Source organism: Saprospira grandis, assembly GCF_027594745.1.
GTDB classification, from domain to species: Bacteria; Bacteroidota; Bacteroidia; order Chitinophagales; family Saprospiraceae; genus Saprospira; species Saprospira grandis.
In genome coordinates, this window is sequence record NZ_CP110854.1 from 3389176 (window position 1) to 3414775 (window position 25600).

The window sequence follows — 25600 nt, forward strand, 5'->3', positions numbered from 1 at the left end:
GCGATTCGCCTCTTTTTTTTAAGGAACTACTTCTTCAATTCCTCTTTCAATTTATCCTTGTAGTTTTTCCGAAATTTATTCACCTTCGGACTAATCACCGCCGAACAATAAGGATTCTTATTCGCATTCAAATTATAATAGTCCTGATGATAATCCTCGGCCGCATAAAAACGATCAAAGGCCACAATTTCCGTCACAATAGGGTCCGCAAATTCACTAGCCATTTCTGCTTTCACTTTCTCCGCTACCGCTTTTTGCTCCTCCGAATGATAAAAAATTGCCGAGCGATATTGGGTGCCCACATCATTTCCCTGCCGATTCAGGGTCGTTGGATTATGCGTAAAGAAAAAGACTTCCAATAGGTCGGCATAGGACAATACCTCAGGGTCAAAGGTAATTTGGACCACTTCGGCATGACCAGTTGTTCCAGCACAAACCGCCTTGTAGGTCGGGTTTTCTAGCTGCCCTCCAGCATAGCCAGATACTACTTTTTTGACCCCCTTGAGGTCCTGAAAAATGGCCTCTACACACCAAAAACAACCCGCGCCTAAGGTGGCCACTGCTAATCCTTCCATAGATTCTACCGTTTTGTCGCTTGCCCCAACTACAGCGGGGCTGTTGGTCGGCCTGCAAGCGTATTGACATAAAATTAGTACACTAACAGCCAACGAAAATAATGGTTTCCACATAGTTCTTTTCTTTTTAAACGAGATATTTTATCCTCCGGATGTTGATTTGGGGCTGCCCCTCGCTTCGCTCGGGTCGGGCTGTTTCGCAGCTCGCTGTTCGCTCGGCCCTGCGGGCTTTTTCGCTTCGCTTCAAAAGCCCTAGGTCTGGCCTTCGGCCACTGCTGTCCATCCCTCAGCCAGGCTGGGCAAAGCCCAGCCTTCTGGCGCCAAAAGGATTTTTACTACAATTAAACACTAGGATAAACAAAATTAATTATTTTGTTGCTACTAGCGTTATTTTTAGCTAACTTTAGCTGTATTTAAAAATTTAGCGATGAGTAAATATCCTTTTCCCGAATCCTTTTTGCACTATATCTGGCGCTTTCAGCTATACGATAAGCGTTTTTTGCGCACGGCCGAGGGCCAAGAAATTCAGTTGGTTTATCCGGGGCATTGGAACCAGCATGCCGCTGGCCCCGATTTTTCCGATGCCCGAATTTATATTGGGGGCACCCTTTGGGCGGGGCAGGTGGAGGTCCACAAACGCGCCTCTGATTGGTTGCGGCATGGGCATCAAAACGACCCCAATTATGAAAATGTCATTTTGCATCTGGTCTATGATGAGGACCAAATTATTCGGCGGGCAGATGGTAGCCGTTTGCCCGCTTTGGCTTTGCGGGGACGCATTTCTCCCGCTCTTTTTGAGCAGGGGATGCGCTTGCTCGGCGAGCTAGAACAGCCCATTGCCTGTGGGCCACAACTTCCCCAAATCGATCCTTTAGAATGGTCCATTTGGATGGAGCGCCTAACCATTGAGCGCTTAGAGCAAAAAGCCGCAGCCTTACGCAAGCGCCTAAGCCATTGGCGAGGCGATTGGACCGCCTGTTTTTATGAACAGCTCATTGCTCATTTTGGTTTGGGCCAAAATGCCGAAAACTTTCAGCGCCTAGGGCAGGCTTTGCCTTATCGGCTTTGGCGAAAGTATTTGGGCCGGCCCAAACAGCTAGAAGCGCTGTTTTTTGGTCGGGCGGGCTTTTTGGCCCAAACAGAAGATGATTATAGTCAGGCTTTGGCCCAAGAGTATGCTTATTTGCAAGAAAAGGAGCTGCTCGGAACGGCTTTGCCCTTAGCCTGGAATTTTGGGGGCCTGCGCCCTTCGGCCCTGCCTAGTTTTCGCCTCATTCTTTTGATTGGACTTTTGCAAAAGGAAAATCTTTGGTCCAAATTTATGGAGGTAGATTCCCTAAACGCTTTGCAGGCTTTATTTGGCGTTAAAATAAGTTCTCCCTATTGGTTGAGCCATTATCGCTTGGGAAAACAGAGCCAGGCCCGCAAGCAGAAAAGCTTGGGCAAGGAGAGTATTCAGTTGCTTTTTATCAATTTTTTGGCCCCTTTTCGCTTTTTGCATGCTCAGGCCAATGGCCAAGAAAAAGAGATAGACTTGCTGCTGGACCTATTGGGGCAGTTGCCCGCAGAAAATAATCAGATTTTGAGAAATTGGGGGAGTTGGGATATTTCGGCCAAGGATGCCCAGCAGTCGCAGGCCCTGATTCAACTCTATAAGTGTTATTGTGTAGAGCGCCGTTGTTTGTCTTGCAGCATTGGCCACCGCCTGATTCGAAAGCAAGCCTTGGAGCCCTAAAATGGCCCAATTTGGCCGAAGGCCAAAACGGCTGAGGGATGGATAGTGGTGGCCGAAGGCCAGACCCAAGTTTTTTGAAGCGAAGCGAAAAAAACTGCAGGGCCGAGCAGACCTGCGAGCCACGACAGAGCCCGACCCAAGGCCGTAGGCCGCAGGGGCAGCCCCAAAAAACATAAAAAAAAGGCACCCAACAAAAGTTGAGCGCCTCTCTTATTCTAGATCGCTAGAGACTAGTGATCGTGACCTTCGTGGCTTTCTTCTTTAGCTTCGCCTTCAGCGGGAGCAGCTTCACCCTCAGCAGGAGCAGCTTCACCTTCGCCTTCAGTTGTAGCTTCAGTTTCAGGAGCGGCTTCAGTGTTGCCTTCTTCCTTTACTTCTTCACCACCTTCTTTGGTAGTTTCTTCTTGTTTAACTTCTTCTTTCTTGGGCGCTTCTTCACCGCAAGAAGTGATAGCAAAAGCGAAAACCATTACGAACAATAGATTCAAAAATTTCATGGTTGGAATGTTTGATAGATCAAAAAAATGTGAATAGTCTGATTATATACAATAAGTGATTATTGTCTAATTTGTTGGCGCTTAGCGCTTTAGGATGGCCGAAATCTCTTCTCCATCGGGAGAATTGGCGGTAAATATGAGGGTCTTTTCGTCCCATTCTTTAATGGTCCAGGTTTCTGGAGCATCATTAGTATTGGTTACCTTAATGATGTTTTCTTCCTCGATTAGTTCATATTCGGAGGTAGAATTATCTTGCTCGTTAATCATATTAAGTTTACCATCCTTTTCGAAGATAAAGAGAAGAGCGCCTTTTTCAAAATTCTCGGTTTTGCCTTTACTTTCCGTTTGGACCACAGACCATTTGCCCAAAAGTGTTTTTTCGGCAGCCTTGGCTACTTCTTCTTTTTGGCTACTATCTTGCGCTACTTCAGCGCTTTTAGGTTCATTATCTTCAACTTTGGCGGTTTCATTATTGCAAGAAAAAATAGCCAAGCTAAAGAGTAAAAATAGAAAAGCGTGAAAAACCTTTTTCATTTGGTGTAATTTCTACTTGAGAATAAATTCAAGCTGGGTTGATTTAAAAAGCGGCTACAAAATTAAACAAAAGTCTAGTAAGCTATTTAAATCCTAGGTTAATTTTTGATGTATTCGCTACTTTTTTTGGGCAGCCTTCTTTTTAGCCAAGAAAATTAGGAAATAATCGTTAAATTATTGACTTGAGGCAGCAGCTATTCTGCAATTTATTAAGTTTTTTTTAACAACTTAGCGATATGGATCCCAAACATCAAAAAAATTTAGATTTTCTGCAAGAGCAAAGTCCGCTTTCGGCAGAAGAGAATGTAGAAATTTTTGATCGGCATAAATATGATTTGCGGCTTTCTTTGTGGGAGGCGCTTTGGCCAAGGGAAGAAAAAGAGGCTTTATTTCAAATTTATGAGGGGGCCGACAATGCTATGCAGCAGCGTTTGCAGGCTTTAGAAAAGTTGTTGTTATTTTATTGTCCCAATCCAAAGTTTAAGGCCATTATCTTGGACCTAAAGCGGAGGAAGACCGTGAAAATTAAGGCCACAACTGCGGAGAATTTGCAAAAGTTCCGAAGGATTCCAACAAAAGCAGAAATTTTGCGATTTTTTGATGCTTTGGGCAGCAAGGATGAAGCTTTGGCGGCTCGTTTATTATTGGGCCTACAAGATTTTGGTCGAGAAGTAGCCCCTCAGGAGCGTTATATTCAGATGATGGCCGAGGCCGATGACATCGCCTTGGCGGATGCGGCCCTAACGCTTTTGGCTCGTATTCCAGGGGCTTTTGTTCGTTCTTTGCCGCTCTATCAGTTTTTGTTGCATCAGCCCAATCGGCGTTTTCAGGTGCTCAAGAATTTGCAGGGGGCCAGAGGCCTAAATCCAGAGTTGTTATTTAGTTTTTTTCGGCCCATCATTAGTGATTATGAGCGTTTGGCTCGCACAGATGGCATGATTAACGACCTTTGGCCAGAAATGCAATTGATTCGGAGCATTTTGTCCAATAATGGGGGAGGGGGCCGAGTCTGGCAATTCGAGTCAGAAGTATTGAAGTAATAAAAAAGACCAAAGCTAAACTAGCTTTGGTCTTTGGTTTTTAGGCCTCTTCGCAGCCATCAAATAGTTCGTTGAAGTAAGGCTGTTTTTTTAGCTCATTATAACAGCCATTAAAAATAATCTCGCCCTTATCCAGAACAATGACTCGTTTACAGCGGGCGGCCAGCTCAGAAGAGCGGCTAACGGCCACTAAGGTCCAAGGCGCATTAGGCGCAGTAAGCAAATTCGTCAACATCCGCTTTTCTCTACTTTCTAAACCAACCAAGAGGTTTTCGGCGGCCAAAAAACGAGGATGGTCCACAATACAACGGGCCAATAAAATCTTTTTGATCGTTGATTGCGATAAGCCCTGTCCATCGGAGGGAATCATGGCGTCTAAACCTTCTGGATGCTCCTGCAAAAAGCGGTCAAGTCCTACCGCCCGACAAGTAGAAAGGACATCCTGGGCCGTAACATCTTTTCTCCCCATGGCAATGTTTTCTAGCAAATTGCCATAAAATAAATGCTCTTCCCTCAAGTAATCGCCCATATAAGAGCGCAAGCTACTCAGGTTGAGGTTGCGAATGGGCATTTGGTTATAATCAATGGTCCCCTTAAAGTTTTGGTACAAGCCTAGCAAAATTCGCAAGAGAGTCGTTTTTCCCGAATCGGCAAAACCCGTAATGCAAAGGTGCTCTCCTCCGCCCAACTCAAAAGAAATATCTTTGAGTACCGGCGGCATCAGCGGCTCTGGATGATAACTCATTTTGTGTACCCGAAGATGAATCCCCTTGTTTCCAACAATTTCCTGAAAATCAATCCCTTCCTCTTCTTCCAAAGGCAAATCCGTAACATGGGCAATTTTCTCAATGGCCGTCAGGACATCAAAAACGGTTTCCATGCTCAAAATAATCTTCTCCAAGGCATTGAGCACCATGATAATCATGATTTCTGCCGCTACAAATTGCCCAATGTTCATTTCATTCGAAATAACCAAGCCTCCACCCAATAACAATAGGGCCAAGGTGGCGCCTCCCCGAACACCCACCATGCTCATAAACTGCTGTCGATAAACCGCAAAATGACTCTGCCGATGCTTGAGGTAACTCCCCACCAACTCATCGGTTTTTTCTAGGGGATATTGAGTGCGCCCAGCCAACTTAAAGGAGCCCATGGTCCGCCCCAATTCCTCTAACCAATAGGCTACTTTATATTTATATTTTGATTCGCGCAAGCTGCTGGCCAAACCTTCCTGATAGGTAAAGTATAAAATAGCCACCAATACAAATAGTAAGGTTAGTCCAAAAAAAACGAAGAAAGGGTGGTAGGTCGCCAACAAAATTAACCCAAATAGAATTTGTAATACAGAAGCCGGCAAATCAATGATGAGCTTGGGTACCCCCTTTTGCACCGATAAGGTGTCAAAGAAACGGTTGGACAATTCGGGCGCATAAGCCTCCCGAATGCTCTCCATCTTGAAGCGCGGAATCCGATAGGCAAACTCAAAGGCCGAACGCGTAAATATCCGCTGCTGAATTCCCTCCGCAATCAATACTTGCATATAACGAGTGATCCCCACCGCCACACTAGCCCCGGTAATCAAAAAACAGAGGGTGTACCAACTGGTCGTGGTCTCTCCAATCGCAATGTAGTTAATGATCGCTTGTATTCCCAAAGGAATACCCAAACCTAAAAGGCCCGCAAAAAAAGCGTAAAAACTGACTAAATAAATATCTTTGCGGTCAAGGTATAACATCTTGCCTAGCCGCTTGAGCGGCTTAAAAGAAGGCTGAACTGAAGCCATAAGATGATTTAGAAGGGGTTGAAATGATAGTAATACTATCAAAAATACGGTTTCCTATTCCACAACAGCAAAAAAAAGCAAAGGTTTTTATGCTAGATCTAGATTTTTATCAAAACATTAAGAAGGAGTTGGCCAATGGACAAACGGAATTGGTGGCGGTTTCCAAAACTAAACCCGCTGCCGCTATTCAGGCCCTCTACGATCAAGGACAACGCATTTTTGGCGAAAATAAGGTGCAGGAACTCCTAGAAAAGGCCGAAAGCCTCCCCAAAGATATTGAATGGCATCTAATTGGCCACCTACAGCGCAATAAAGTGAAATATATTGCCCCTTTTGTGAGCCTGATTCATGCCGTAGATAGCCTCCGCCTCTTAAAGGAGATTAACAAGGAGGCCCAAAAAAATAACAGAATCATTCCCTGTCTGCTCCAATTTCATATTGCCCAAGAAGAGAGTAAATTTGGCCTCAATTGGACCAACGCTCAGGCGCTCTTAACCTCTGAAGAGTACGCCCAAATGAAAAATATCAAAATTGTTGGCCTGATGGGCATGGCCAGCTTTAGCGATAATCAGGAACAGGTTTTGGCCGAGTTTGGCCAATTAGCCAGCTATTTCCAAAGGCTAAAAGAACAGTTTTTTGCCCAAGATCCTAGCTTTAAGGAGCTCTCTATGGGCATGTCCGGAGATTATAAATTGGCCCTACAACAAGGCAGTACGCTGGTCCGTATTGGCTCGGCCCTTTTTGGCCAACGTTAGCAGCATGATGATTTGGGGCTGCCCACTCGCTTCGCTCGGGTCGGGCTATGTCGCAGCTCGCTATTCGCTCGGCCCTGCAGCGCTTTCAGCGCTTTGGTCTGCCGCCTGCGGCGGCCCTGCTTTCTATCCCTCAGCCTGCGGCGCTCCGCGCCTGCAAGATCCTAAAATAAACTAGCATGAAAGAAAAACTATCTGCCGACTATTGGCAAAATCGATACCTCGAGCAAACTACGGGCTGGAACGCCGGCAGCTGCACTCGCCCTATTGCTACTTATATTGATCAGCTGGAGGATTTGGACCTCAAAATTCTTATTCCAGGCTGTGGCCACGGCCATGAGGCCCAATATCTCTACCAAAAAGGCTTTAGAAATATCCACCTCTGCGATTGGGCCCAAGAACCACTAAGCCAACTCCAAGAAAAGCTGAGCGATTTGCCCCCTAGCCACTTTCATCAAGGCGATTTTTTTGCCCTGCAAGAAGATAATTTTGACCTCATCATCGAACAAACTTTTTTCTGCGCCCTACCGCCCAAACTTCGGCCCCAATATGCCCAAAAAATGGCTAGCTTACTGGCCCCCACAGGCCAACTTATTGGCCTGCTGTTCAATTTTCCGCTCTGCCAAGAAGGCCCACCCTTTGGCGGTAGCCTAGCCAGCTATCAACAACTTTTTAAGGCTTATTTTTCTTCGGTCCAAATAAATGATTGCCATAACTCCATTAAACCCCGAGCAGGCAAAGAGTATTTTGTGCAACTGCGGCCCTAAGGTTTGCCTAGCTCCCTAATATAAGCTATATTTAAGGATCCAAAAGACCAACTATTATGCTTCGTTATTGCACCGCTTTTTGTCTCCTTAGTCTGCTCTTTTCTTGCCAAACTACTCCAACGGATTCTCCCTTGGACCAACAGCAAAGTCTAGAGTTAGAAGAGCTGCGCTCTTCTGCCGCAGAAGAAAGAACTAAACGAAAAATCAATTGGGCCAAAATTGATCTAGAACAACTGCCCAATATCTCCGAACAAAGCAAAGTTTTGCAAGAAGGCCTAAAGGTTTCTTTAGAAACAGAAGAAACTAACGAATCGCTAGTTTGTAGTATCCTGGACCAAAACGGCAGCTTGCAACAACAGTTTTTTCCGCCCATTCAAGCCGGAAAAAACCAAAAACTCGATTTAGATTTTAGCCAATTCCAAGCTGGCGAGTATTATGTGGTCATCCTTGGTGAGGCAACCTACCGCCGTTTTTCGGTGGCCAAATTGCGCTAATACAAGATGCAGATACATATTATAGGTACGGGAAAGGTCGGCCAAGCGCTAGGCCATGCTTTTTTAAAGGCGGGGCATAGCATTGGGCAATGCTATAGCAGAACCCCTGAAAAGGCCCAAAAAGCGGCTCAGGACTTAGGGGGCCAAGCGGTTTTTGCCCTCGATCAATTAGAGAATCAAGCGGGTTATTATTTACTGGCGGTGCATGATAGAGCCATTGCTGAGGTATTGGCCCAATTGCCTCAAAGTATCCGTAATGAACGACTGATTTTGCACTGCTCGGGGGCTACGCCATTAAGCGCACTGGCTCAAGCCAAGCAATACGGCATTTTTTATCCTTTGCAAAGTTTTCATGAGGGCTATTTACCCGATTTGGCCCGCATTCCGATCTGTTTGGCGGCTTCTTCTCCTGTTCTTTTGGAGCAATTAAAGGATTTGGCCAAATCGCTAGGCTGCCGCTACCATTTATTAGCAGAGGAACAATGGCCAGCTCTGCATCTGGCCGCCGTTATGGTCAATAATTTCAGTAACTATCTTTTTGCCATGGGCCAAAGCATTTGTGAGCAGGCCCAAATCGATCCAGAAATTCTTTTTCCCCTAATTTTGCAAAGCGCCCAGCGCCTAGAAGAAGGTCCTGCCAAAGACTTTCAAACGGGCCCCGCCATCCGAGGAGACCAAAGCAGCATGCAAAAACATCAGGCCTATTTGGCCGAGCATCAACCGCAGTTGCTGGCCCTCTACCAATTGCTGAGTCAACGCATTGAGGAGGACCTCTAAGGGCTAGCCCCACTTCTGCGGCGGACAGGGCGCGAAGCGCCCGCAGGCCTAGGGGCCTGAAAGGGTGGCCGAAGGCCAGACCGAAGCCCGAAGGGCTGAAGGGCCGAGCAGAGAGCGAGCCCTGCAAGGGCCCGGCCGCCAAAGGCGGCAGGCCCCAAAAACTAGCCATCCAACAACAACTTTTTATAGGCAATAATGCCCGAAAGGGCCACGCCCGGAATTCCCTGCCCCGGATAAGCCGTGTCGCCACAAAGATAGGCGCCCTTCTCTAGGCGAGCATCCAGCATTTGCCAGGGCTTAATGCGGAGAAATTGGGGATAACCGCCCACAAAACCAAACTTGCGCTGGGTCCAGCTTTCCCAGCTGCTAGAAGCCGAGCTATGCCGGTACAAAACCTGATCTTGAGCAATATAGCCCTGCTCGTCCAAGACCTTTAGGATCTCTTCTTCTAGGGCGGCCTTGTCTTTAACGGGCCGGCGGGCGGGGTCTGGAATATGTGTAGAAATAGAGGCTACGCCCTGGCCCAAAGGCGCTCGATACCAATCTATGGGGTCCGAAAAACTGAGGAAAATACTCTGGCTTCCAATCTGAGAAAGTGGCTGTTTGAGATGTATTTGATGGTGCAAAACAGGGGAGTCCTCTCGTCGTTTAAAGCCTATGCCCATCTGAAAAGCCGAATTGAGCTGCGGGCTCTGCAACAACCGCTTTTTATAGCGCTGATGTAGCTTTTTATTGGGCCAAATATCGAGTAAATTATTGATAGGAATACCCGAAATCAGGCGATCAAAAGCCATTGGGCCCTGATTAGTCTGCAAAATATATTGCCCATTTTTGCGCTCAATCTGCTCTACTTTTCGCCGCAAATGAAGCTGCCCGCCTTGGGCCTCAATATAATCGCAAAAAGGTTTGACCAGTTGGTAGAGCCCTCCATAGACATAATAATTTCCGAAAAGCGTGTAGCAAAGCGCCGTGGCCCCAAATAAAACATTGACCTCTTCTAGGTAATTTTGGGCCGTAATGAGCAGCTGCTCATTGACAAAGGCAATGAAATCGGGATTTTTGTCTAGTCCATATTGTTGCAGCATCTTTTTCATCGAGCGAAAGGTGAGTCCCGCAAAAGCCAACTGCTTGGGCCGAAACCCCTTGATCATAGGCCCCAAATCTCGCCAAGAAGAGGGCGGAAAACTCTGCTGCTGCAAGGAGGTTTCCCAAACAAACTGACTAATCGCATAGGCGCGCCGCCAAAAAGCCGCCTGCCCTTTTGGGCCAAAAATGCGCTCGGCCTCCCTAATCCAATCTTCCAAATTGGCAAATCGCTCTAGCTGCTGCCCATTTTTTAGCCGAATTTGCATGGGCCGATCCAAGGGCTTCATATCAATTTGGATCGCCGTTTGCTCTAAAATATAGCGCAAAGGCATATGCTCGTCTAAGCCCACTACAGTGGTGGCCCCGGCCTCAAAAATAAAGCCCTTACGATAATAAGAACTTGTGCAACCCCCAGGCAAATAATTTTGTTCTATAATATGAACAGCATGTCCATCCTTGGCCAAGAGCGCCCCCGCAGAAAGACTCCCCATGCCCGAGCCAATAATGCCTATTTTCATTTTTCTGTTAATTTTTTTTAACTAGTCTAAGTAGTATTTTAAACAAAAAAAAGCAAGGCCTGTTTGAAAAGGCGTCAGAGATCTACACCTAATTTCCCAAAATGTGCAAACTGCCTACTCTAAATCAACAGATTCTCTTAGCTTTGTTGTTTTAGCTGGCCGCAAATTTTAAAGGCGAAAAGCTAAACGAACCGTAAAATTCAGTCGTATCTAACGACAAAAAAAGTAGCAGAGCTTTTTCTGAATTTTTTATCTGCCTATTTTTTCAGAAGTAAATTCAATCAAGATGAACCAATCCGTAAAAACACTCACTGCCCAAGAGCAGGCCCTATTTGATGAAATGGGGGACCAACATATCCTTAGCTCTATCGATACGCCTATGCGAGAGGATGCTTTTTTGCTTTCCGATGAGGAAAAAGTAGAGCAGATTCAAGCCCATTTTAAGGCTATCATGGAAATTATGGGGCTCGATCTCAACGATGACTCCCTAAAAGGTACGCCCTACCGAGTGGCCAAAATGTATGTTAAGGAGATTTTTAGTGGCCTCAATCCAGCCAATAAACCCAAAATTGCCCTTTTCGAAAATAAATATCAGTATGAAGAAATGCTGATCGAGAAGAACATTTTGTTGCAATCTACCTGCGAACACCACTTTTTGCCCATCTATGGCAAGGCCCATGTAGCATATATTCCCAATGGTAAAGTGATCGGCCTCTCAAAGATTAACCGATTAGTGCAGTATTATGCCAAACGCCCGCAGGTGCAAGAACGCCTAAGCCGCCAAATCTTAGAAGAACTCAAAACGAGCCTAGGCACCAATGATGTGGCCGTTTATATTGATGCAAAACATATGTGTGTCTCTACCCGAGGCATCCAAGATATATCTAGTAGTACGGTAACAACCGCCTACAGTGGTCAATTTGAAAAAGAGCAGTTCCGCAAGGAGTTTTTAGCTGCCATTCACCATGATGTCCGCTACTAAATGTTGCTCCTTACAGCTAGATGTTTATTGTTGTAGGTCCTCTGGGAAGAGGGCCTTTTTTTTGGGGCCTCCGCAGCAAAGCTGCGGCGCTACGCTTCAGGGCTCGCTGCTCGCTCGGCCCTTCGCTGGCTTTGCCAGCTCGGTCTGGCCCTGCGGGCCACCCTTCCGCATCGCTAGGCCTGCGGGCGCTTCGCGCCCTGTCTACCGCAAATATAAAGGACCCACTAAACAACTTCTTTCCTTAGGCTGTTGTATAAACATCAAAAAATCTTATTTTGACCTGATCCAATTCAGTAGATTATATGCAAGCAGATTCTAACGCTAAAATTATCCTCACCGCCGATGGCTCTCACAGCCTAGAGTCGGCAAAGTTTGCCGCCAGTTACCACTCTACACATGGCGCTATCCAAGAAACGGATACTGTTTTTATACAAGCGGCCTTGGCCCATCAACTCACTAAGGGGCCAGAGCAATTAGCTATTTTAGAAATTGGTTTTGGTACCGGCCTAAATGCCCTCATGAGCTATTTGTATAGCCAAAAAGAAGCCCCCCAATGCCAAATTCAGTATTTGGCCCTAGAGGCTTATCCCATTTCTAGCGAAACTGCCCAGGCCCTTAATTATACCCAAGAACTAGCGGCCCCAACTAGCCAAGCTACTTTTCTCGCTATGCACAGCCAGCCCAACCGCTGGCAAACCCTAGCCGAAAACTTTAATTTCTGCTTGAATATTCAGCGTTTTGAGGACTTATCGGCCCAGAATGCTTTTGATATTGTCTACTATGATGCTTTCTCTCCCAATGTGCAAGCCGAACTTTGGGAGGAACCCATGCTCAAAAAGATTTATGAGGCCATGCGCCCCGGCGCTTGCCTAACGACCTACTGCGCCAAAGGCGCCTTTAAGCGATTACTCAAAAGTATCGGCTTTAGGGTAGAAGCCCTGCCTGGCCCAAAAGGCAAAAGAGAAATGACCAGAGCCTTTAAGGAGGCCTAAGAAAAAAGCCTTGCAGAAATGCAAGGCTTTTTTCTTGAACTAAACTTAGTATTTTACCCAACTCAAGTATTTTCTCTGGCCATTTTGGGCTATCTCTAAGCGGTAATAGGCCGCAGGCCAAGAGGAAAAATCAAGTTGAGAATGATGGCTTTGCCCCGCCTGCAAAATTTTGCCTTCAATACTCAATAAGCGCCAACTAAAGGCCCCCAAGAGGCCCGAAATATGAACTTTGCCCTGATTTGGATTGGGGTAAATTTGCCATTTTTCTTGGTCCAATTCCACTACCGAATTCGGACAACTCAAGTTGTTGATGTATTGCCAAATATCATTGCAGAGCTCTGCGGGCACATCATAGCCATTGGGCTCTTGGCCCATCCGAATCCAAACTAAATTTTCAGAAGGGACGATATTGATAAATTGCCCGTTTTTCCCCAAAGCCATATAACAATCATTAGGTGCAGCGGGCATTAGTGGTCCAGAAAAACTAAATTGACTGCCCGGCAACAAATAACTGCTTTGCCCATTCAGCCAAGTCAAATAGCCATAAGCTGGATTAAGCGCTTGAGAAGGCCTGCGCATAGCGCCCAAATAAGCGGTATCTGCCAAAATACTTTGTCCATCCCATTGCCCATCGGCCAATAGTAATAAGCCAAAACGGGCCATAGAACGGGCCGTGCTAAAGTAAACATTGTTATAGCCTAAGGGAACAAAACTGCCATTCATTCCAATGGGTTGCTTGATTTTTTGATTGACATATTGGTTCATGCTGAGGCCCGTGGCCTGCGTCAATACGCCATCCAAAAGGGTGTAGGGGCCATTGTGGTAGGCCCAACGCAAAGCGGGATCAGTAAGATAAATCAGGCAGCTATCTTCGGTGCAAGTATGGTCCATTACGCCATCATCCAAGCCAGAAGTCATGCTGAGCTGATGAATAATTTGAATGGCCCCCTCTTGCTGAGGGCTACAACTGCTCCAGCCGCTGCCCAAATAATGCGAACTGCTATCGGTTAGACTGAGTTGCCCATCGGCTAGGGCTTGGCCCACTAAAAAGGCGGTTAGGGTTTTGCCCGCCGAGGCCCAATACCAATTGTCGCTGGCGCTATGCCCATTAAAGTATTGCTCGAGCACAATTTTGCCATCTTTTAAGAGGATAAAGGCCTTGCTATCTGATTGATCCAGAAACTGATAGAGGCTGTCTATCTGCGCTTCACAATAGCCTAAGTCTTGAGGAGATAGACTGTCCCAATTTCCTGCTTGATCTGGAAAATAGAGCCCTTGGGCTTGAATATTCTGCCCCAATAAAAGACAGAATATAGAGAGGTAGATAAATTTCATGTATTTTGGTTTTTATAATTTGTGTCAGCCACCACAAAAAAAAGGCCCAAAAGAAGGCCAAAAAAAATTAGTTTAACGCTATAAATCTCTTACCTTTCTAAGGCATAGCATACTACATTCTACTACGCATACACACTTAATAATTTACCCAATTATCTTATGGAACGGAAAACCATTATCCAGTGGAGTATCACAGGAGCGGCGGTCCTCTTTTTTTTGGTCGTCCTCATCTATACGATTGACTATATCGCTTTTCGCGATGACCGTATCAAAAATAATTTGGCCACCAGTTTCTGTGAGTGCACCCTAATGGAAGAGGTTTAAACTGGAGACTATGAGCTGCTAGAAGAAGGCTTCCAATATGCCACTGGCCTAAACCCCTGCTTTGCAGAGGAGTTTGAGCCCTACAAAAAAGGCCTTTCTGATGCGCAAAGAGAGTTTTTTCTCCAAGATTTAGAGAAGCGAATCTTTAAGCGTTGCCCGCATAGCGCAGAGAAAATTTTTCAATAAATTGGAGCTGCCAAAGCCGCCCAAACGGTCCCTGGCCTAGCGCTGTGGAGGGGTGGCCGAAGGCCAGACCAAAGGCGAAACGAAGTGGAGCCTGAAGGGCCGAGCAGACTTGCGAGCCCCGCAACATAGCGCCGACGAGCGCAGCGAGGCGGAGGCCCCAACAGCACAAAAAAATTTCATACCTTAACTTATGCGTTACTCTGCTCAAGAGCAAAAAGAATTATTTGAGCGCTCTAAAGCGCTCTTGGCCCAAAAGCCATTGCCTACAGAAGAGGCTGTTATTCAGGAGCTAATTGCCCTGATTACTTATCATGAATGGCGCTATTATGTGCTCGATCAGCCCCTGCTGAGTGATTATGAATATGATCAGTTATTTCGAGAATTGAAGCGCTTGGAAGAGGCGGCTCCCCAATGGGTTTTCCCGCATTCGCCCACGCAAAGAGTGTCTAGCGACCTGACAGAGGGCTTTCCGACGGTGGAGCATCTGACGCCTACGCTTTCTTTGGAGAACTCTGAAAATATGGAGGATCTTCAGGATTTTGAGCAGCGTCTTCGCCGTTTGTTACCCGAAGATTTGGCCCAAAATGAACTGGCCTATTGTGTAGAACCCAAGTTTGATGGGGGAACAATTGTGTTGGTTTATGAAAATGATCAGTTGGTTCGTGCCGCCACTCGCGGAAATGGAGAAAAAGGCGATGAAATCACGGCCAATGCCCGTGCCATTGCTAGCATTCCCTTACAGGCCAATTTTAGTAAATACGGCATCCAAAAAGTGGAACTGCGCGGAGAGGCCCTGATCCGAAAAGATCGTTTTGAGCGGGTCAATGAAAAGCGTGCCGCCGCAGGAGAGGCCCTTTTTGCCAACCCCAGAAATGCCGCAACGGGTTGCCTTCGCCTAAAAGATCCACAGCAAGTAAAAGCCCGATCATTAGAGGCTTTTGTCTATCAAATGGGCTTTGCGGTTAATGCCGAAGCCGAAAATGTTTTGGACCAATTTGAGAGCCATTGGGATATTTTGGCCTGTTTGGCCGACCTAGGTTTTAAGGTCCCAACGGCCGATAAAGAGCGGGCACTTTGCCCCAATATTACCGCCGTAGGCGATTTTTGCGCCCAATGGGAGGCCCAAAGAGAAGATTATGCCTACGAAATTGATGGCATGGTGGTCAAGCTGAATAACTTGGCCCTACAAGAAATTTGCGGCTACACCAATCATCATCCCCGCTGGGCGATTGCCTATAAATTTACGGCCAAAGAGGCCAGTTCTATCCTAGAAACCGTAGAATATCAGGTGGGCCGAACGGGGGCCATTACGCCCGTGGCCAAAATTCGCCCTGTCGAGTTGGCTGGGGTGACCGTGAGCTCGGTTTCTCTACATAATGCTGAGCAAATTGCCGAAAAAGATTTGCGCATTGGCGATCATGTACTGGTCAAAAGAGCGGGAGATGTAATCCCCCAAATCGTTAAACCCCTAGAGGATTTGCGGACAGGGGAGGAGCAGCCCATCGTTTTTCCAAGCAATTGTCCCGTTTGCGATTCTTTGCTGGAACGTCCTGAGGGCGAAGCCGTTTGGCGCTGTATCAACCCCGATTGTGAGGCCCAAATCCTAGAGCGCATCAAGCATTTTGTCTCTAAGGGAGCTATGGATATTTCTGGTTTTGGCGCCGCTTATGTCGAGAAGTTTTATGAGGAGGGCCTGCTGCATGGCCTAGCCGATGTTTACCGCCTAGATTATGAAAAAATTGCTCAGTTCGAGGGCTTTGGCCAGCGCTCTGTAGCCAAATTGCAAGAGGCGATTGAGGCCTCCAAAAATCAACCGATTTTCCGCCTCATTTATGCCCTTGGCCTGCGGCATGTGGGGGCGGGTAATGCCAAGATTTTGGCGGCGGTGGTCTCCGATATCCGAGAACTCAAAAATTGGAGCATCGAGCAGCTCAGCGAGCTAAAGGATGTGGGCCCAAAAATGGCCCAGTCGGTCTATGATAGCTTTCAATTGCCGGCCATCCAACAGTTGTTGGAGGAGCTAGGCGAATTGGGCCTCAACCTCAAACAATTAGAAGAAGAAAAACCCCAAGATGGCCCCAAAGAAGGCCCCTTTGCCAATAAAAAGGTCCTGTTTACGGGCAGTTTGCAAGAGATGAGCCGCTCGGAAGCCAAAAAACGCCTGCTGGCCGCTGGGGGCATTGCCGCCTCTTCGGTCTCCAAAAATCTAGACTTTTTGGTAGTGGGCGAAAAAGCCGGCTCCAAACTCAAAAAAGCCCAAGATTTGGGCATCAATATCCTTACAGAAGCAGAATTTTTAGCCCAACTAGACGGGCAGTCGTAAAACTTATAATAACCATGAAACAACTAGCTGATTACTACGCTACTATTGAAGCGGCTATCCAGAAATTGGGCGTAGACCCCAAGGTCTGCCGCACCGACAAAGAAAACCGCTGGCATTTGCATCGCGGCAATGCCCAAGTTGTGGTCCTCCTCAGAGAATCGACCACTTTTGAGCAGAAAAAACGCCCTAGCCTCGTGATCGTTTCGCCTATCGTGGTGGTGCCCGCCGCTATCGAAGCTCGTCAGGAGTTAATGGAGTTAATCCTCAAAACGAACCACCAACTCATTACCGAGAGCTTCTCGATGACCAGAGAACAGGCTGGCCATGAGGTGGTTTACCTCAGCTCTACTTACTTTATCGAGGAGATGAGCGTGGAGGAAATTGAGTACTCGCTAAGCAGCCAGAGCTATTTTGCCCTGCAATTTACTAGCCTGCTCAGAAAGCGCTTTATGGGCATTGATGATAAAGAAACAAGCAAAAAGGAACATACGCCTTTCAAATTAGATGATGAGTAAGATCTAGTTTTTGGGGCTGCCCCTTCCGCTAGGTTAAAACCCAGCGCAAAGCGGTATCGCTTTGCGAAGCTACACAAAATGAGGGTGGAAACCCTCATGAATTATTGGTCGGGTCGGGCCATTGCGCAGCTCGCAGCTCTGCTTGGCCCTGCGCCGCCTTCGGCGGCTGGGTCTGGGCCTTCGGGCCTCTAGAACCAATAAAAAATGGCCCATAACAATTCGTTATGGGCCATTTTGCTTTTATAGGCGAGTATCATCTAAATACTCTTGTCGGTTGGGATAATCAGTCGTAAAATGTAGCCCCCGACTTTCTCGGCGGATAGCCGCCGAGCGAGTGACCAAATAGGCCACGGTAATCAGGTTGCGCAGCTCGCAAAGCGCAGGCGAAATTCTACTTTTGTTATATAGTTCTTCTGTCTCTTCATAGAGTAGGCGCAAGCGAGAAAAGGCCCGCTCCAAACGCAGGTTAGAGCGTACAATACCCACATAACTACTCATAATTTCTTTGAGCTCTTTCATACTTTGGGTAATGAGGACCAATTCTTTGGGGTCTTGACTGCCTGTGGCTTCCCAGGCGGGAATCCCCTCTTTCCAGTCCCATTCTGCTAGTTTTTGGTCCAGATCCTTGGCAATGCGATCGGCAAAGACGAGGCCCTCTAGCAAGGAGTTGGAAGCTAGGCGGTTGGCCCCATGTAGGCCGGTGCTGGTGCATTCGCCGCAGGCATAAAGGCGATGGATAGAGGTTTGTCCCCAAGCATCGGTTTCAATGCCGCCACAAAAGTAATGGCAGGCGGGTACTACGGGGATCATCTGCTCAAAGGGATCGATACCGATGCTTTTGCATTTTTCATAAATATTGGGAAAATGGGCCAAAAATGCTTCCTGATCCAAATGCCGACAATCTAAATACATGCAGTCAGAGCCACTATTTTTCATCTCTTGGTCAATGGCTCTAGCCACAATATCACGAGGGGCCAAAGATTTTCGGGGGTCGTATTTCTGCATGAATTCTTGGCCCTCGGCATCTTTTAAGATGCCTCCAAATCCACGGACGGCCTCAGAGACCAAGAAAACGGGATTTTCTCCAGCGGGATTATAAAGGGCGGTAGGGTGAAATTGCACAAATTCCATATTTCGCACTCTTCCTTTGGCCCGATAGGTCATGGCCATGCCGTCTCCTGTGGCAATCGTTGGGTTGGTGGTCGATTTATAGACCTGTCCCGCACCACCAGAAGCCATAACAGTGGCTTTGGCCAAAATGCGCTCCGCTCGATTAGTTTTTAAGTTGAGGGAGTAGCAACCATAGCACTCAATATTGGGACTAAGTCGAGTGACCCAACGGCCCAAATGATGCTGCGTCAAGAGGTCAATAGCAAAATGATGCTCTAAGACTTCAATATTGGGGAGCTCTTTGGCTTTGGCCAACAATGCCCGCTGAATTTCTCGGCCAGTGATGTCTTTATAATGCAAGATGCGGTTTTCTGAATGTCCGCCTTCTCGGCCCAAATCATACTGTTCTTCCTGCTTTTCTTTGTCAAAGCGAGTGCCCCAGTCAATGAGCTCGCGCACTCGGCTAGGGCCCTCTTCTACTACAATCCGAACAATTTCCTCATCACAGAGGCCATCGCCAGCATCTAGGGTGTCTTCAATATGCTTTTGGTAAGAGTCTTTCTGATCGTCCCAAACGGCAGCCACCCCACCTTGGGCATAGCTGGTATTACTCTCTGAAGAGATGGTTTTGCTGAGTACGGCAATACTCGTTTGGGGCTGTTTTTGGGCCATCCGAATGGCAAAGCTGAGTCCGGCCACGCCAGAGCCCAAGACCAAAATATCTACTTTTTTCATAATCTTAAGATTTGGGGGGCGGCCAGTGGATACCCCCATTGATACTTGCTTTTTTTGCGCCGGTCACTTGGGGCCAGGCATTTGTTTGTTTTTCCCAACGCAGTAGGCCAAGTAGGGCCATTAGTAGGGCTTCTTTAAATTCGATAATGTTGTTGTCGGGCAGAAAAATCTCAATGCCCAAATCTTCTACATAGGCTTGTAATTGGCCCAAAAGGTAGTGATTAAAAGCGCCCCCACCAGAGACCAAGAGTTTACCGGCCTGCCCAAAGCCCTCCTCTTTTTGGAGGTCCAAAATGCTTTGGCGCAGGCTAATTCCAATGAGTTCGCAAACTGTAGCCAGTTTATCTTCTGTACTCGCCTCAAATTCGGCTAAGATGCGGAGCTGTGGTCCTTGCACCCAAGCATTAGAGAGCGATTTGGGATAAGTTTGCTGATAAAATGGGTCGGAGAGCAGGGTGGCCAGTAATTCTTCTTGAACCTCTCCTTGGCTGGCCCATTGGCCGCCTTTATCATAGCTAGCGCCCTTTTCTTGGGCCAAAAAGTTGAGTAGCTGGTTGGCTGGGGCAAAGTCAAAGGCGCGCCAGTTTTGGCCTGCCTTGGCCGATAAGTTGGCAATGCCGCCTAGGTTGAGGTAATAATTGTAGCCCGGAAATAGGTAGGCGTCGGCAATGGGGGCTAGGGGGGCACCTTCTCCAGACAAACTGAGGTCTTGGCTTCTAAAGTCGCTAATCACGGGCCGTTTTGTGAGGGCGGCCAAGGCGCTGCCCCGCCCAATTTGTGCTCCAAAACGTTTATCGGGCTCATGAAAAACGGTATGTCCATGCGAGGCAATGAAGTCGAGCCGCCGAATGTTGTTTTGGGCCAAAAACTGCTGCACTAATTCGGCCATATAAAAGCCAAAGTATTGGTCGGTTTTGGCATAAATGAGGGCCGATTGCTGGGGTAGGGCCCGCAGCCGATCCTCCCAACTGTTGGAGTAGGGTAGGCTTTGGGCGGCGAGCAGCTCCCAGTTTTCTAGGCCGTTTTGGCCCCATTGCATACGGCAGTAGGCGAGGTCTAGTCCATCTAGGGAGGAGCCTGACATTAGGCCAAGGATATAGTAGTTTTTGCTGGACATGCTGTTGTTTTTTTGGGGCTGCCCCAGCCAAAGGCTGGGTCGGGCTGTGTCGCAGCTCGCTGTTCGCTCGGCCCTGCGCCGCCAAAGGCGGCTGGGTCTGGCGCTTTGCGCCACTGCTGTCCATCCCTCAGCCGAGGGCCCTTTGGGCCTGCAAGATGCAAAAATGGCCCAAACTCCCCCAATGGATTCCTTAGGGAATCCATTGGAGGGGAGGGTGGGCGGGTTAATATTAAGGAATGAGGAGCGCAGCGACGAATACCGTTCTTACAGCAGAATGGCAGGGCCTAGCGCTGGGGAGCAGTGCCGCCAAAGGCGGCAGACCGAGCAGGCGCAGCCTGCGCAGGGCCGAGCAGACCTGCGAGCTGCGGACCATAGCGCCGCAGCTTTGCTGCGGAGGCCCCTAATACTAATTCAAATAGCGACCTACAATAGGCATTCTGCGGCCCATTCCAAAAGCCTTTCTCGAAATGCGGAGCGTAGGGGGCGTTTGGGCCCGCTTAAACTCATTGCGATTGACCATTTTGAGCACTCGGCGGACCAACTGAGCGTCAAAACCTTGTTGGATGATCTCTTTGGGGCCTTGGCGGCGCTCAATGTACTGAAATAAAATTTGGTCCAGAATATTATAGTCGGGCAAACTATCACTATCAAACTGATCGGGGCGAAGTTCGGCACTGGGGGGCTTGCTAATAATATTTTCTGGAATCAATTCGCCCTCCATATTCATAAAGCGGGCAAGCTCAAAAACCTCAGTTTTGTAGAGGTCGCCAATAATGGAGAGGCCGCCAGCCATATCGCCATAGAGCGTGCCGTAGCCCACCGCTGCCTCACTCTTATTAGAGGTATTGAGCAGGATATTACCAAACTTATTCGAGACCGCCATCAGGAGCATACCACGAGCTCGGGCCTGTAGGTTTTCCTCGGCCAAATCGAAATTGGTGCCTGCAAAAATAGGAGCCAACTCCTTTTGATAAGCCTTGTAAATATCCTCAATAAAAATGGTATCGTACTGAATATTGAGATTTTGGGCCAATTGCCGTGCATCCTGAATAGAATGCTGAGAAGAAAACTGAGAAGGCATGAGCAGGCAGCGCACATTTTGTGGGCCCAAGGCCTTGGCTGCCAAAACCGCCACCACAGCAGAGTCAATGCCGCCAGAAAGGCCAAAAATGGCTTTCTTTAGGCCCAATTTGCCAAAATAATCGCGGATACCGAGAATCAAAGCATCTTCAATCAGTTGCATTTTTTCTTTGGTTTGGGCCTTGGGCGTTTGGCCTAGGCGCACCGACTTAAGGTCAAAGGTTTTGATGCACTCCTCAAAATAAGGCAGCTCTTCAAAAAGCTCTGCATTGGGGGAGAAAACCGCCGAGCCTCCATCAAAAATGATTTCCGTTTGGGCACCCACATGATTCACATAGAAAAAAGGCAACTTATAGCGCTGCACATTCTCCTTGATAATAGCTAGGCGCTCTTGGGCCTGAGAGAAACTAAAAGGCGAAGCCGATAGATTGAGAATAAAATCAGGGCTCTGTTTAAACTGCTCATCGAGGGGGCAGATCGTATAAAGTGGATTTTCATTGCCTACATTCCAGATGTCCTCACAAATAGAAAGCGCAATTTTATAGCCCTTATACTCTACCAATTTAAATTCAGTAGCGGGCTCAAAGTAACGATACTCATCAAAAATATCGTAAGTGGGCAAAAGGGCCTTATGCTGCCGATGCAAAATTTTGCCATCCGCCAAAAAGTAAGCAGAATTATAGAGGTCTTTGCCTTCTGGAACGGGATTGCGAGAGGGGGCGCCGAGCACAATGGCAATACCCTGAGCCGCTTCGGCTAACTCTTGGACCAAAGCATCGCTTTTGGCAATAAAATCATCAAATTCTAAGAAATCTCTAGCGGGGTAACCCGTGCTAGCCAATTCTCCAAAAACAACAATATCAGCCCCTTGGGCCTTGGCTTCTTCTGTAGCTCGAAGCATTTTGGCCAAGTTTTGTTCAAAGTGGCCAATATGGTAGTTGAGTTGAGCGATTGCAATTTTCATAGCTTTGTTTGTTATGTAAACTAAGTAGGTGTTGGGGATTCAAACGACAATCTAGAAAAAAAGTTGCTGATTTTACGTACTTTGTTTAAAAAATAAGCAAAGTCCCTTTTTTCTTTTGCTAGAATGGGTGTTGGTCTATTATGAGGCAGTGGAGTAGAATCCAGCCTTAGGCTTATTATGAGAACGACTAGCGCATAGCGGGCCAAAAACCCACAAAAAAGCCCAGTCCTAAAACAGAACTGGGCCATATAATTTTAAGTCATTTTTGCTTATCGAAGCGCATCTACCTCGGCTTTTAGGGCCTTGATATACGGCTCGTTTTGCATGGGGACCAAAGGCAAACGCAACTCATTTTCCATAATGCCAATGGCGTTGAGCACCCATTTGATGCCGGCGGGATTGCCCTCTACAAAGAGCAAATCTACCAATTGGCTGAGGGTGTAGTGCAGGGCCCGGGCCTCCCGAAACTCATCTTCTAGGCCATGACGGACCATCTCCGAAAAGCGCAGAGGATAGGCATTGCCCACCACCGAAATCACGCCATCGCCACCCAATGCGATCAGGGCCAAAGTGAGGTTGTCATCGCCAGACCAAAGGGCAAACTCTCTGGGCGCTCCCTGGATAATCTCCATCGCTTGGCCCAAATTGCCAGAGGCTTCCTTCACGCCAATAAACTGCTTGCTGGCCTTGGCCAAGCGGATGCAAGTGGCGGCAGAAATATTACTGCTGGTTCGGCCAGGCACATTATAGAGAATAATGGGCAAGGGACAATTGGCCGCAAACTCCATATAATGCTGATAAATACCCTCTTGACTGGGTTTGTTATAGGCTGGAGAAGCCGATAGAATAGCGTCAACACCCTCCAAATCAATAGCTTGCAGCTCTTCGATTAGGGCGGCGGTATTGTTGCCTCCATGGCCCAAAACCAAGGGTACACGGCCGGCAATCGCCTTTTTTGTAAAGGCCAACAAGGCTTTTTTCTCTTCCTTAGAGAGCGTAACCGACTCGCCAGTGGTGCCCATGCTCACTAAAAACTCTACGCCCCCCTCAATACAGTGGTCAATGAGTTTTTGCAGTGCGGGATAATCAATTTGGCCAGCTTTGAAGGGGGTAACTAGGGCGACCCCAGTACCACGCAATTGCCGAATAAGAGAAGCGTACATGCTATTTTTTGTTTATGCGTTCTAAATACTGATGAATTTCTTTTAGGAGCTCGGACATGGGTTTTTTGGCGGCATGCACCATCAAATCAAATTGATCGGTACGGCCTTCTTCAAAGAAACCCAGTCGCATTTTGCTAGGGGCGGCCTGCAGCAGAAAGTCGAGCGGCAACTGTTCGCCAACATAAAGGGCAATGAGCAAATCATATTTATGGGCCAAAAAAGCATCAATTTGTTCTCCTTTAGGGACCCCCGCCCAATTGAGTTCCTTAGTAGAAAAGGCCTCATAGGGTAGTCCTTCAGGCAGTTCTTTTTCGGGCCAATAGGCCAAAAGCTGCACCTCCTTTTTCATTTTTTGCAAACTCTTCGCATAGGCCAAAATCGCTTCTGTATTTGAGGCCGAGCTGGCATCAAAGAGAATGGCAATCTTTTGCAATTGCAAAAAATTGAGGGCCTGCGGAGCAGGTTGCTGCGCCAAATGTGGTTTTAATGCTTGCTTATAGGCCATTTGCTGAAGGCCAGACTTTAATCCCATCCCTACTATTTTTTGATCGTTTCTGTGGGGCCCATCGCGCTAAACTTCTCAATTCTTTGGGCCACCAATTCTTCGGGGCTCAATTTCTTAAGCTCGTTGATTTCTTTCTTCAAATGCTTTTTGAGGGCCTTGGCCATGGCTTCGGGCTGAATATGCGCACCGCCCAAAGGCTCCTTCACTACACCATCAATGATCCCCAGTTCTAGGGCATCGGGAGCCGTCAATTTTAGGGCCTCGGCAGCTTCTTTCTTATAATCGATGGTTTTCCAAAGGATATTAGAGCAAGATTCTGGCGAAATAACGGTATACCAAGTGTTTTCCAACATAAAGATGCGGTTGCCCACACCAATGCCCAAGGCACCACCAGATGCCCCTTCGCCAATGATGACACAGATAACGGGAACGGTCAAACGGGCCATTTCAAAGAGGTTGCGGGCAATGGCCTCGGCCTGTCCACGGTCTTCGGCCTCAATACCCGGAAAAGCACCGGGGGTGTCAATCAAGCAAACGATAGGCATATTAAAGCGCTCTGCCGTTTTGAAAAGGCGCAAAGCCTTGCGGTAGCCCTCTGGGTTGGGCATACCAAAATTGCGGTACTGACGGGCTTTGGTGTCGGCCCCTTTTTGGTGGCCCACAAACATCACCGTCATATTGTCCAAACGACCTACACCACCAACGATCGCCTTATCATCACGGAAACAACGGTCGCCCTGCATTTCTACAAAACGGCTACACATCATCTCAATATAAGAAAGGGTGTAAGGACGCTTGGGGTGACGAGAAAGCTGTACCCGCTGCCAACCCGTTAGGTTGTTATAAATTTTGCGACGCAAAGTAGATTGCAATTTCTCCAACTTTGCTACCTGCTCCTCAATTTCTTCTTCGGTCAGGTCTTGGCGTTCGCGGAGCGCCTCCATTTTATTATGTAGTTCTTCTAGGGGTTGTTCAAAATCTAGAAATACCATAAGCTCTGGTTTTATTACGCTATTGAATGGCCCGAAGGCTTATAAGATAGAAGAAGGAGGCAAAATCAGCTCCTCCACCAATACAGTACCGGTACAAATGGCCTCTAGGCTCATTGATTCGGGCTGTTGTTTTTGCTGCCAGTAGGCATGCGCTCGTTCCAAAATATCGGGATAGGGGAGTCCGTCTGTTCGCAAAAGCTCCATTTCGGCCACAAAGGGCTGGGCATCTTCTGCCAAACGAACACTATAAATATAAGACTGATAATGGTCCTGATTGGCCCAAAAAGCCTTGGCCGTCGTCAAATCTGTAAACAAAAAAACGGCCTTAAAGCGAGAAGGCGCATCAGGATAATACCGCTGCCGAATGTCTTCAAATATCTCTTCTTTGAGGTAGCTGGCATAGGCCGCCTTTAAAAAATCATCGCGGCGGATCCGCTCCCCATATACGCCCCGGGTCAATTGACTACCAGCTCGTATTTCTCTTTTGGATAAATGATACATCAACATAATTGGGCATTTTTGGCTCGCACAAAGCTAAGAAGAATATTTATTTTTTTCCAGATTCCCTTTGCTTCTTCTGCTTTTTTAGGGGCCTCCGCAGCAAAGCTGCGGCGCTACGTTCGGCAGCTCGCAGGTCTGCTCGGCCCTGCGCAAAAAACAAGTTTTTGCTTGGTCTGCGGCTTCGCCGCACTGCCTACCATCGCTAGGCCTGCGGCCCT

Annotated in this window: 24 protein-coding genes; 11 read left to right on the forward strand and 13 right to left on the reverse strand. The window is 47.5% G+C overall.

What is annotated here, in order from left to right:
* Nucleotides 1–26 precede the first annotated feature (26 nt).
* Nucleotides 27–575 (reverse strand): peptide-methionine (S)-S-oxide reductase MsrA, encoded by a 549-nt coding sequence (gene msrA / locus OP864_RS13335; RefSeq protein ID WP_270098654.1) that lies wholly within the window; start codon nt 573–575, stop codon nt 27–29.
* 427 nt (nt 576–1002) lie between these two features.
* Here msrA and OP864_RS13340 point away from each other — a divergent pair, with 427 nt between their 5' ends.
* Complete coding sequence (locus OP864_RS13340; RefSeq protein ID WP_270098655.1) at nt 1003–2310, forward strand: DUF2851 family protein; 1308 nt, start codon at nt 1003–1005, stop codon at nt 2308–2310.
* A gap of 230 nt (nt 2311–2540) precedes the next feature.
* Here the strand turns inward: OP864_RS13340 and OP864_RS13345 are convergent, their stop codons facing one another.
* Both OP864_RS13345 and OP864_RS13350 read right to left on the reverse strand, forming a co-directional pair.
* Nucleotides 2541–2807, reverse strand: coding sequence for a hypothetical protein (locus OP864_RS13345; protein ID WP_270098656.1), 267 nt, complete (start codon nt 2805–2807; stop codon nt 2541–2543).
* 81 nt (nt 2808–2888) lie between these two features.
* Complete coding sequence (locus OP864_RS13350) at nt 2889–3341, reverse strand: hypothetical protein (RefSeq protein WP_270098657.1); 453 nt, start codon at nt 3339–3341, stop codon at nt 2889–2891.
* A gap of 236 nt (nt 3342–3577) precedes the next feature.
* Between OP864_RS13350 and OP864_RS13355 the strand changes: the two genes are divergently transcribed.
* A complete protein-coding gene (locus tag OP864_RS13355) occupies nt 3578–4381 on the forward strand; it encodes a hypothetical protein (RefSeq protein WP_270098658.1) in 804 nt (267 codons plus the stop codon).
* A gap of 40 nt (nt 4382–4421) precedes the next feature.
* On the opposite strand, the gene OP864_RS13360 is transcribed toward OP864_RS13355, so the two are convergent.
* A complete protein-coding gene (locus OP864_RS13360) occupies nt 4422–6164 on the reverse strand; it encodes a peptidase domain-containing ABC transporter (protein WP_270098659.1) in 1743 nt (580 codons plus the stop codon).
* Nucleotides 6165–6253: 89 nt separating this feature from the next.
* On the opposite strand from OP864_RS13360, the gene OP864_RS13365 reads away from it, so the two are divergent.
* The 4 genes from OP864_RS13365 (at nt 6254) to OP864_RS13380 (ending at nt 8954) form a co-directional block, all read left to right on the forward strand.
* Complete coding sequence (locus tag OP864_RS13365; protein WP_270098660.1) at nt 6254–6919, forward strand: YggS family pyridoxal phosphate-dependent enzyme; 666 nt, start codon at nt 6254–6256, stop codon at nt 6917–6919.
* Nucleotides 6920–7095: 176 nt separating this feature from the next.
* Nucleotides 7096–7683 (forward strand): methyltransferase domain-containing protein, encoded by a 588-nt coding sequence (locus OP864_RS13370; RefSeq protein WP_270098661.1) that lies wholly within the window; start codon nt 7096–7098, stop codon nt 7681–7683.
* A 56-nt stretch (nt 7684–7739) separates the two neighbouring features.
* Nucleotides 7740–8177 carry a hypothetical protein gene (locus tag OP864_RS13375; protein ID WP_270098662.1) on the forward strand — a complete coding sequence of 146 codons (438 nt, stop codon included), beginning with the start codon at nt 7740–7742 and terminating at the stop codon, nt 8175–8177.
* A gap of 6 nt (nt 8178–8183) precedes the next feature.
* Entirely contained in the window at nt 8184–8954 is a 771-nt protein-coding gene (locus tag OP864_RS13380) for a Rossmann-like and DUF2520 domain-containing protein (protein WP_270098663.1), read from the forward strand.
* Nucleotides 8955–9115: 161 nt separating this feature from the next.
* On the opposite strand, the gene OP864_RS13385 is transcribed toward OP864_RS13380, so the two are convergent.
* A complete protein-coding gene (locus OP864_RS13385) occupies nt 9116–10558 on the reverse strand; it encodes a phytoene desaturase family protein (RefSeq protein ID WP_270098664.1) in 1443 nt (480 codons plus the stop codon).
* A 286-nt stretch (nt 10559–10844) separates the two neighbouring features.
* Between OP864_RS13385 and folE the strand changes: the two genes are divergently transcribed.
* Together folE and mnmC2 are read left to right on the forward strand one after the other, a co-directional pair.
* Nucleotides 10845–11540, forward strand: coding sequence for a GTP cyclohydrolase I FolE (gene folE, locus OP864_RS13390; protein WP_270098665.1), 696 nt, complete (start codon nt 10845–10847; stop codon nt 11538–11540).
* 302 nt (nt 11541–11842) lie between these two features.
* Nucleotides 11843–12532, forward strand: coding sequence for a tRNA (5-methylaminomethyl-2-thiouridine)(34)-methyltransferase MnmC2 (mnmC2, locus tag OP864_RS13395; RefSeq protein WP_270098666.1), 690 nt, complete (start codon nt 11843–11845; stop codon nt 12530–12532).
* A 45-nt stretch (nt 12533–12577) separates the two neighbouring features.
* Here the strand turns inward: mnmC2 and OP864_RS13400 are convergent, their stop codons facing one another.
* Complete coding sequence (locus tag OP864_RS13400) at nt 12578–13867, reverse strand: serine hydrolase (RefSeq protein ID WP_270098667.1); 1290 nt, start codon at nt 13865–13867, stop codon at nt 12578–12580.
* 159 nt (nt 13868–14026) lie between these two features.
* On the opposite strand from OP864_RS13400, the gene OP864_RS13405 reads away from it, so the two are divergent.
* From OP864_RS13405 to OP864_RS13415, 3 genes are all read left to right on the forward strand, one after another.
* Complete coding sequence (locus OP864_RS13405; RefSeq protein ID WP_270098668.1) at nt 14027–14191, forward strand: hypothetical protein; 165 nt, start codon at nt 14027–14029, stop codon at nt 14189–14191.
* 376 nt (nt 14192–14567) lie between these two features.
* Entirely contained in the window at nt 14568–16700 is a 2133-nt protein-coding gene (gene ligA / locus OP864_RS13410) for an NAD-dependent DNA ligase LigA (RefSeq protein WP_270098669.1), read from the forward strand.
* 14 nt (nt 16701–16714) lie between these two features.
* Nucleotides 16715–17215 (forward strand): type III secretion system chaperone family protein, encoded by a 501-nt coding sequence (locus OP864_RS13415; protein ID WP_015693679.1) that lies wholly within the window; start codon nt 16715–16717, stop codon nt 17213–17215.
* Nucleotides 17216–17455: 240 nt separating this feature from the next.
* Here OP864_RS13415 and nadB read toward each other — a convergent pair whose 3' ends face one another.
* From nadB to OP864_RS13450, 7 genes are all read right to left on the reverse strand, one after another.
* Nucleotides 17456–19060, reverse strand: a complete 1605-nt coding sequence (gene nadB, locus OP864_RS13420) for an L-aspartate oxidase (protein ID WP_270098670.1) — start codon at nt 19058–19060, stop codon at nt 17456–17458.
* A 4-nt stretch (nt 19061–19064) separates the two neighbouring features.
* A complete protein-coding gene (locus OP864_RS13425) occupies nt 19065–20177 on the reverse strand; it encodes an anhydro-N-acetylmuramic acid kinase (protein WP_270098671.1) in 1113 nt (370 codons plus the stop codon).
* A 406-nt stretch (nt 20178–20583) separates the two neighbouring features.
* Complete coding sequence (locus OP864_RS13430) at nt 20584–22221, reverse strand: NAD+ synthase (protein ID WP_270098672.1); 1638 nt, start codon at nt 22219–22221, stop codon at nt 20584–20586.
* A gap of 269 nt (nt 22222–22490) precedes the next feature.
* Nucleotides 22491–23384, reverse strand: a complete 894-nt coding sequence (gene dapA, locus OP864_RS13435) for a 4-hydroxy-tetrahydrodipicolinate synthase (RefSeq protein WP_270098673.1) — start codon at nt 23382–23384, stop codon at nt 22491–22493.
* A 1-nt stretch (nt 23385) separates the two neighbouring features.
* Nucleotides 23386–23916 carry a DUF6913 domain-containing protein gene (locus OP864_RS13440; RefSeq protein WP_270098674.1) on the reverse strand — a complete coding sequence of 177 codons (531 nt, stop codon included), beginning with the start codon at nt 23914–23916 and terminating at the stop codon, nt 23386–23388.
* Between the two features lie 5 nt (nt 23917–23921).
* Nucleotides 23922–24881: an acetyl-CoA carboxylase carboxyltransferase subunit alpha gene (locus OP864_RS13445; RefSeq protein WP_270098675.1), complete on the reverse strand. Its 960-nt coding sequence runs from the start codon at nt 24879–24881 to the stop codon at nt 23922–23924.
* A 39-nt stretch (nt 24882–24920) separates the two neighbouring features.
* On the reverse strand, nt 24921–25388 hold the full coding sequence (locus OP864_RS13450) for a DUF2441 domain-containing protein (RefSeq protein WP_270098676.1): 468 nt from the start codon (nt 25386–25388) through the stop codon (nt 24921–24923).
* Nucleotides 25389–25600 lie beyond the last annotated feature (212 nt).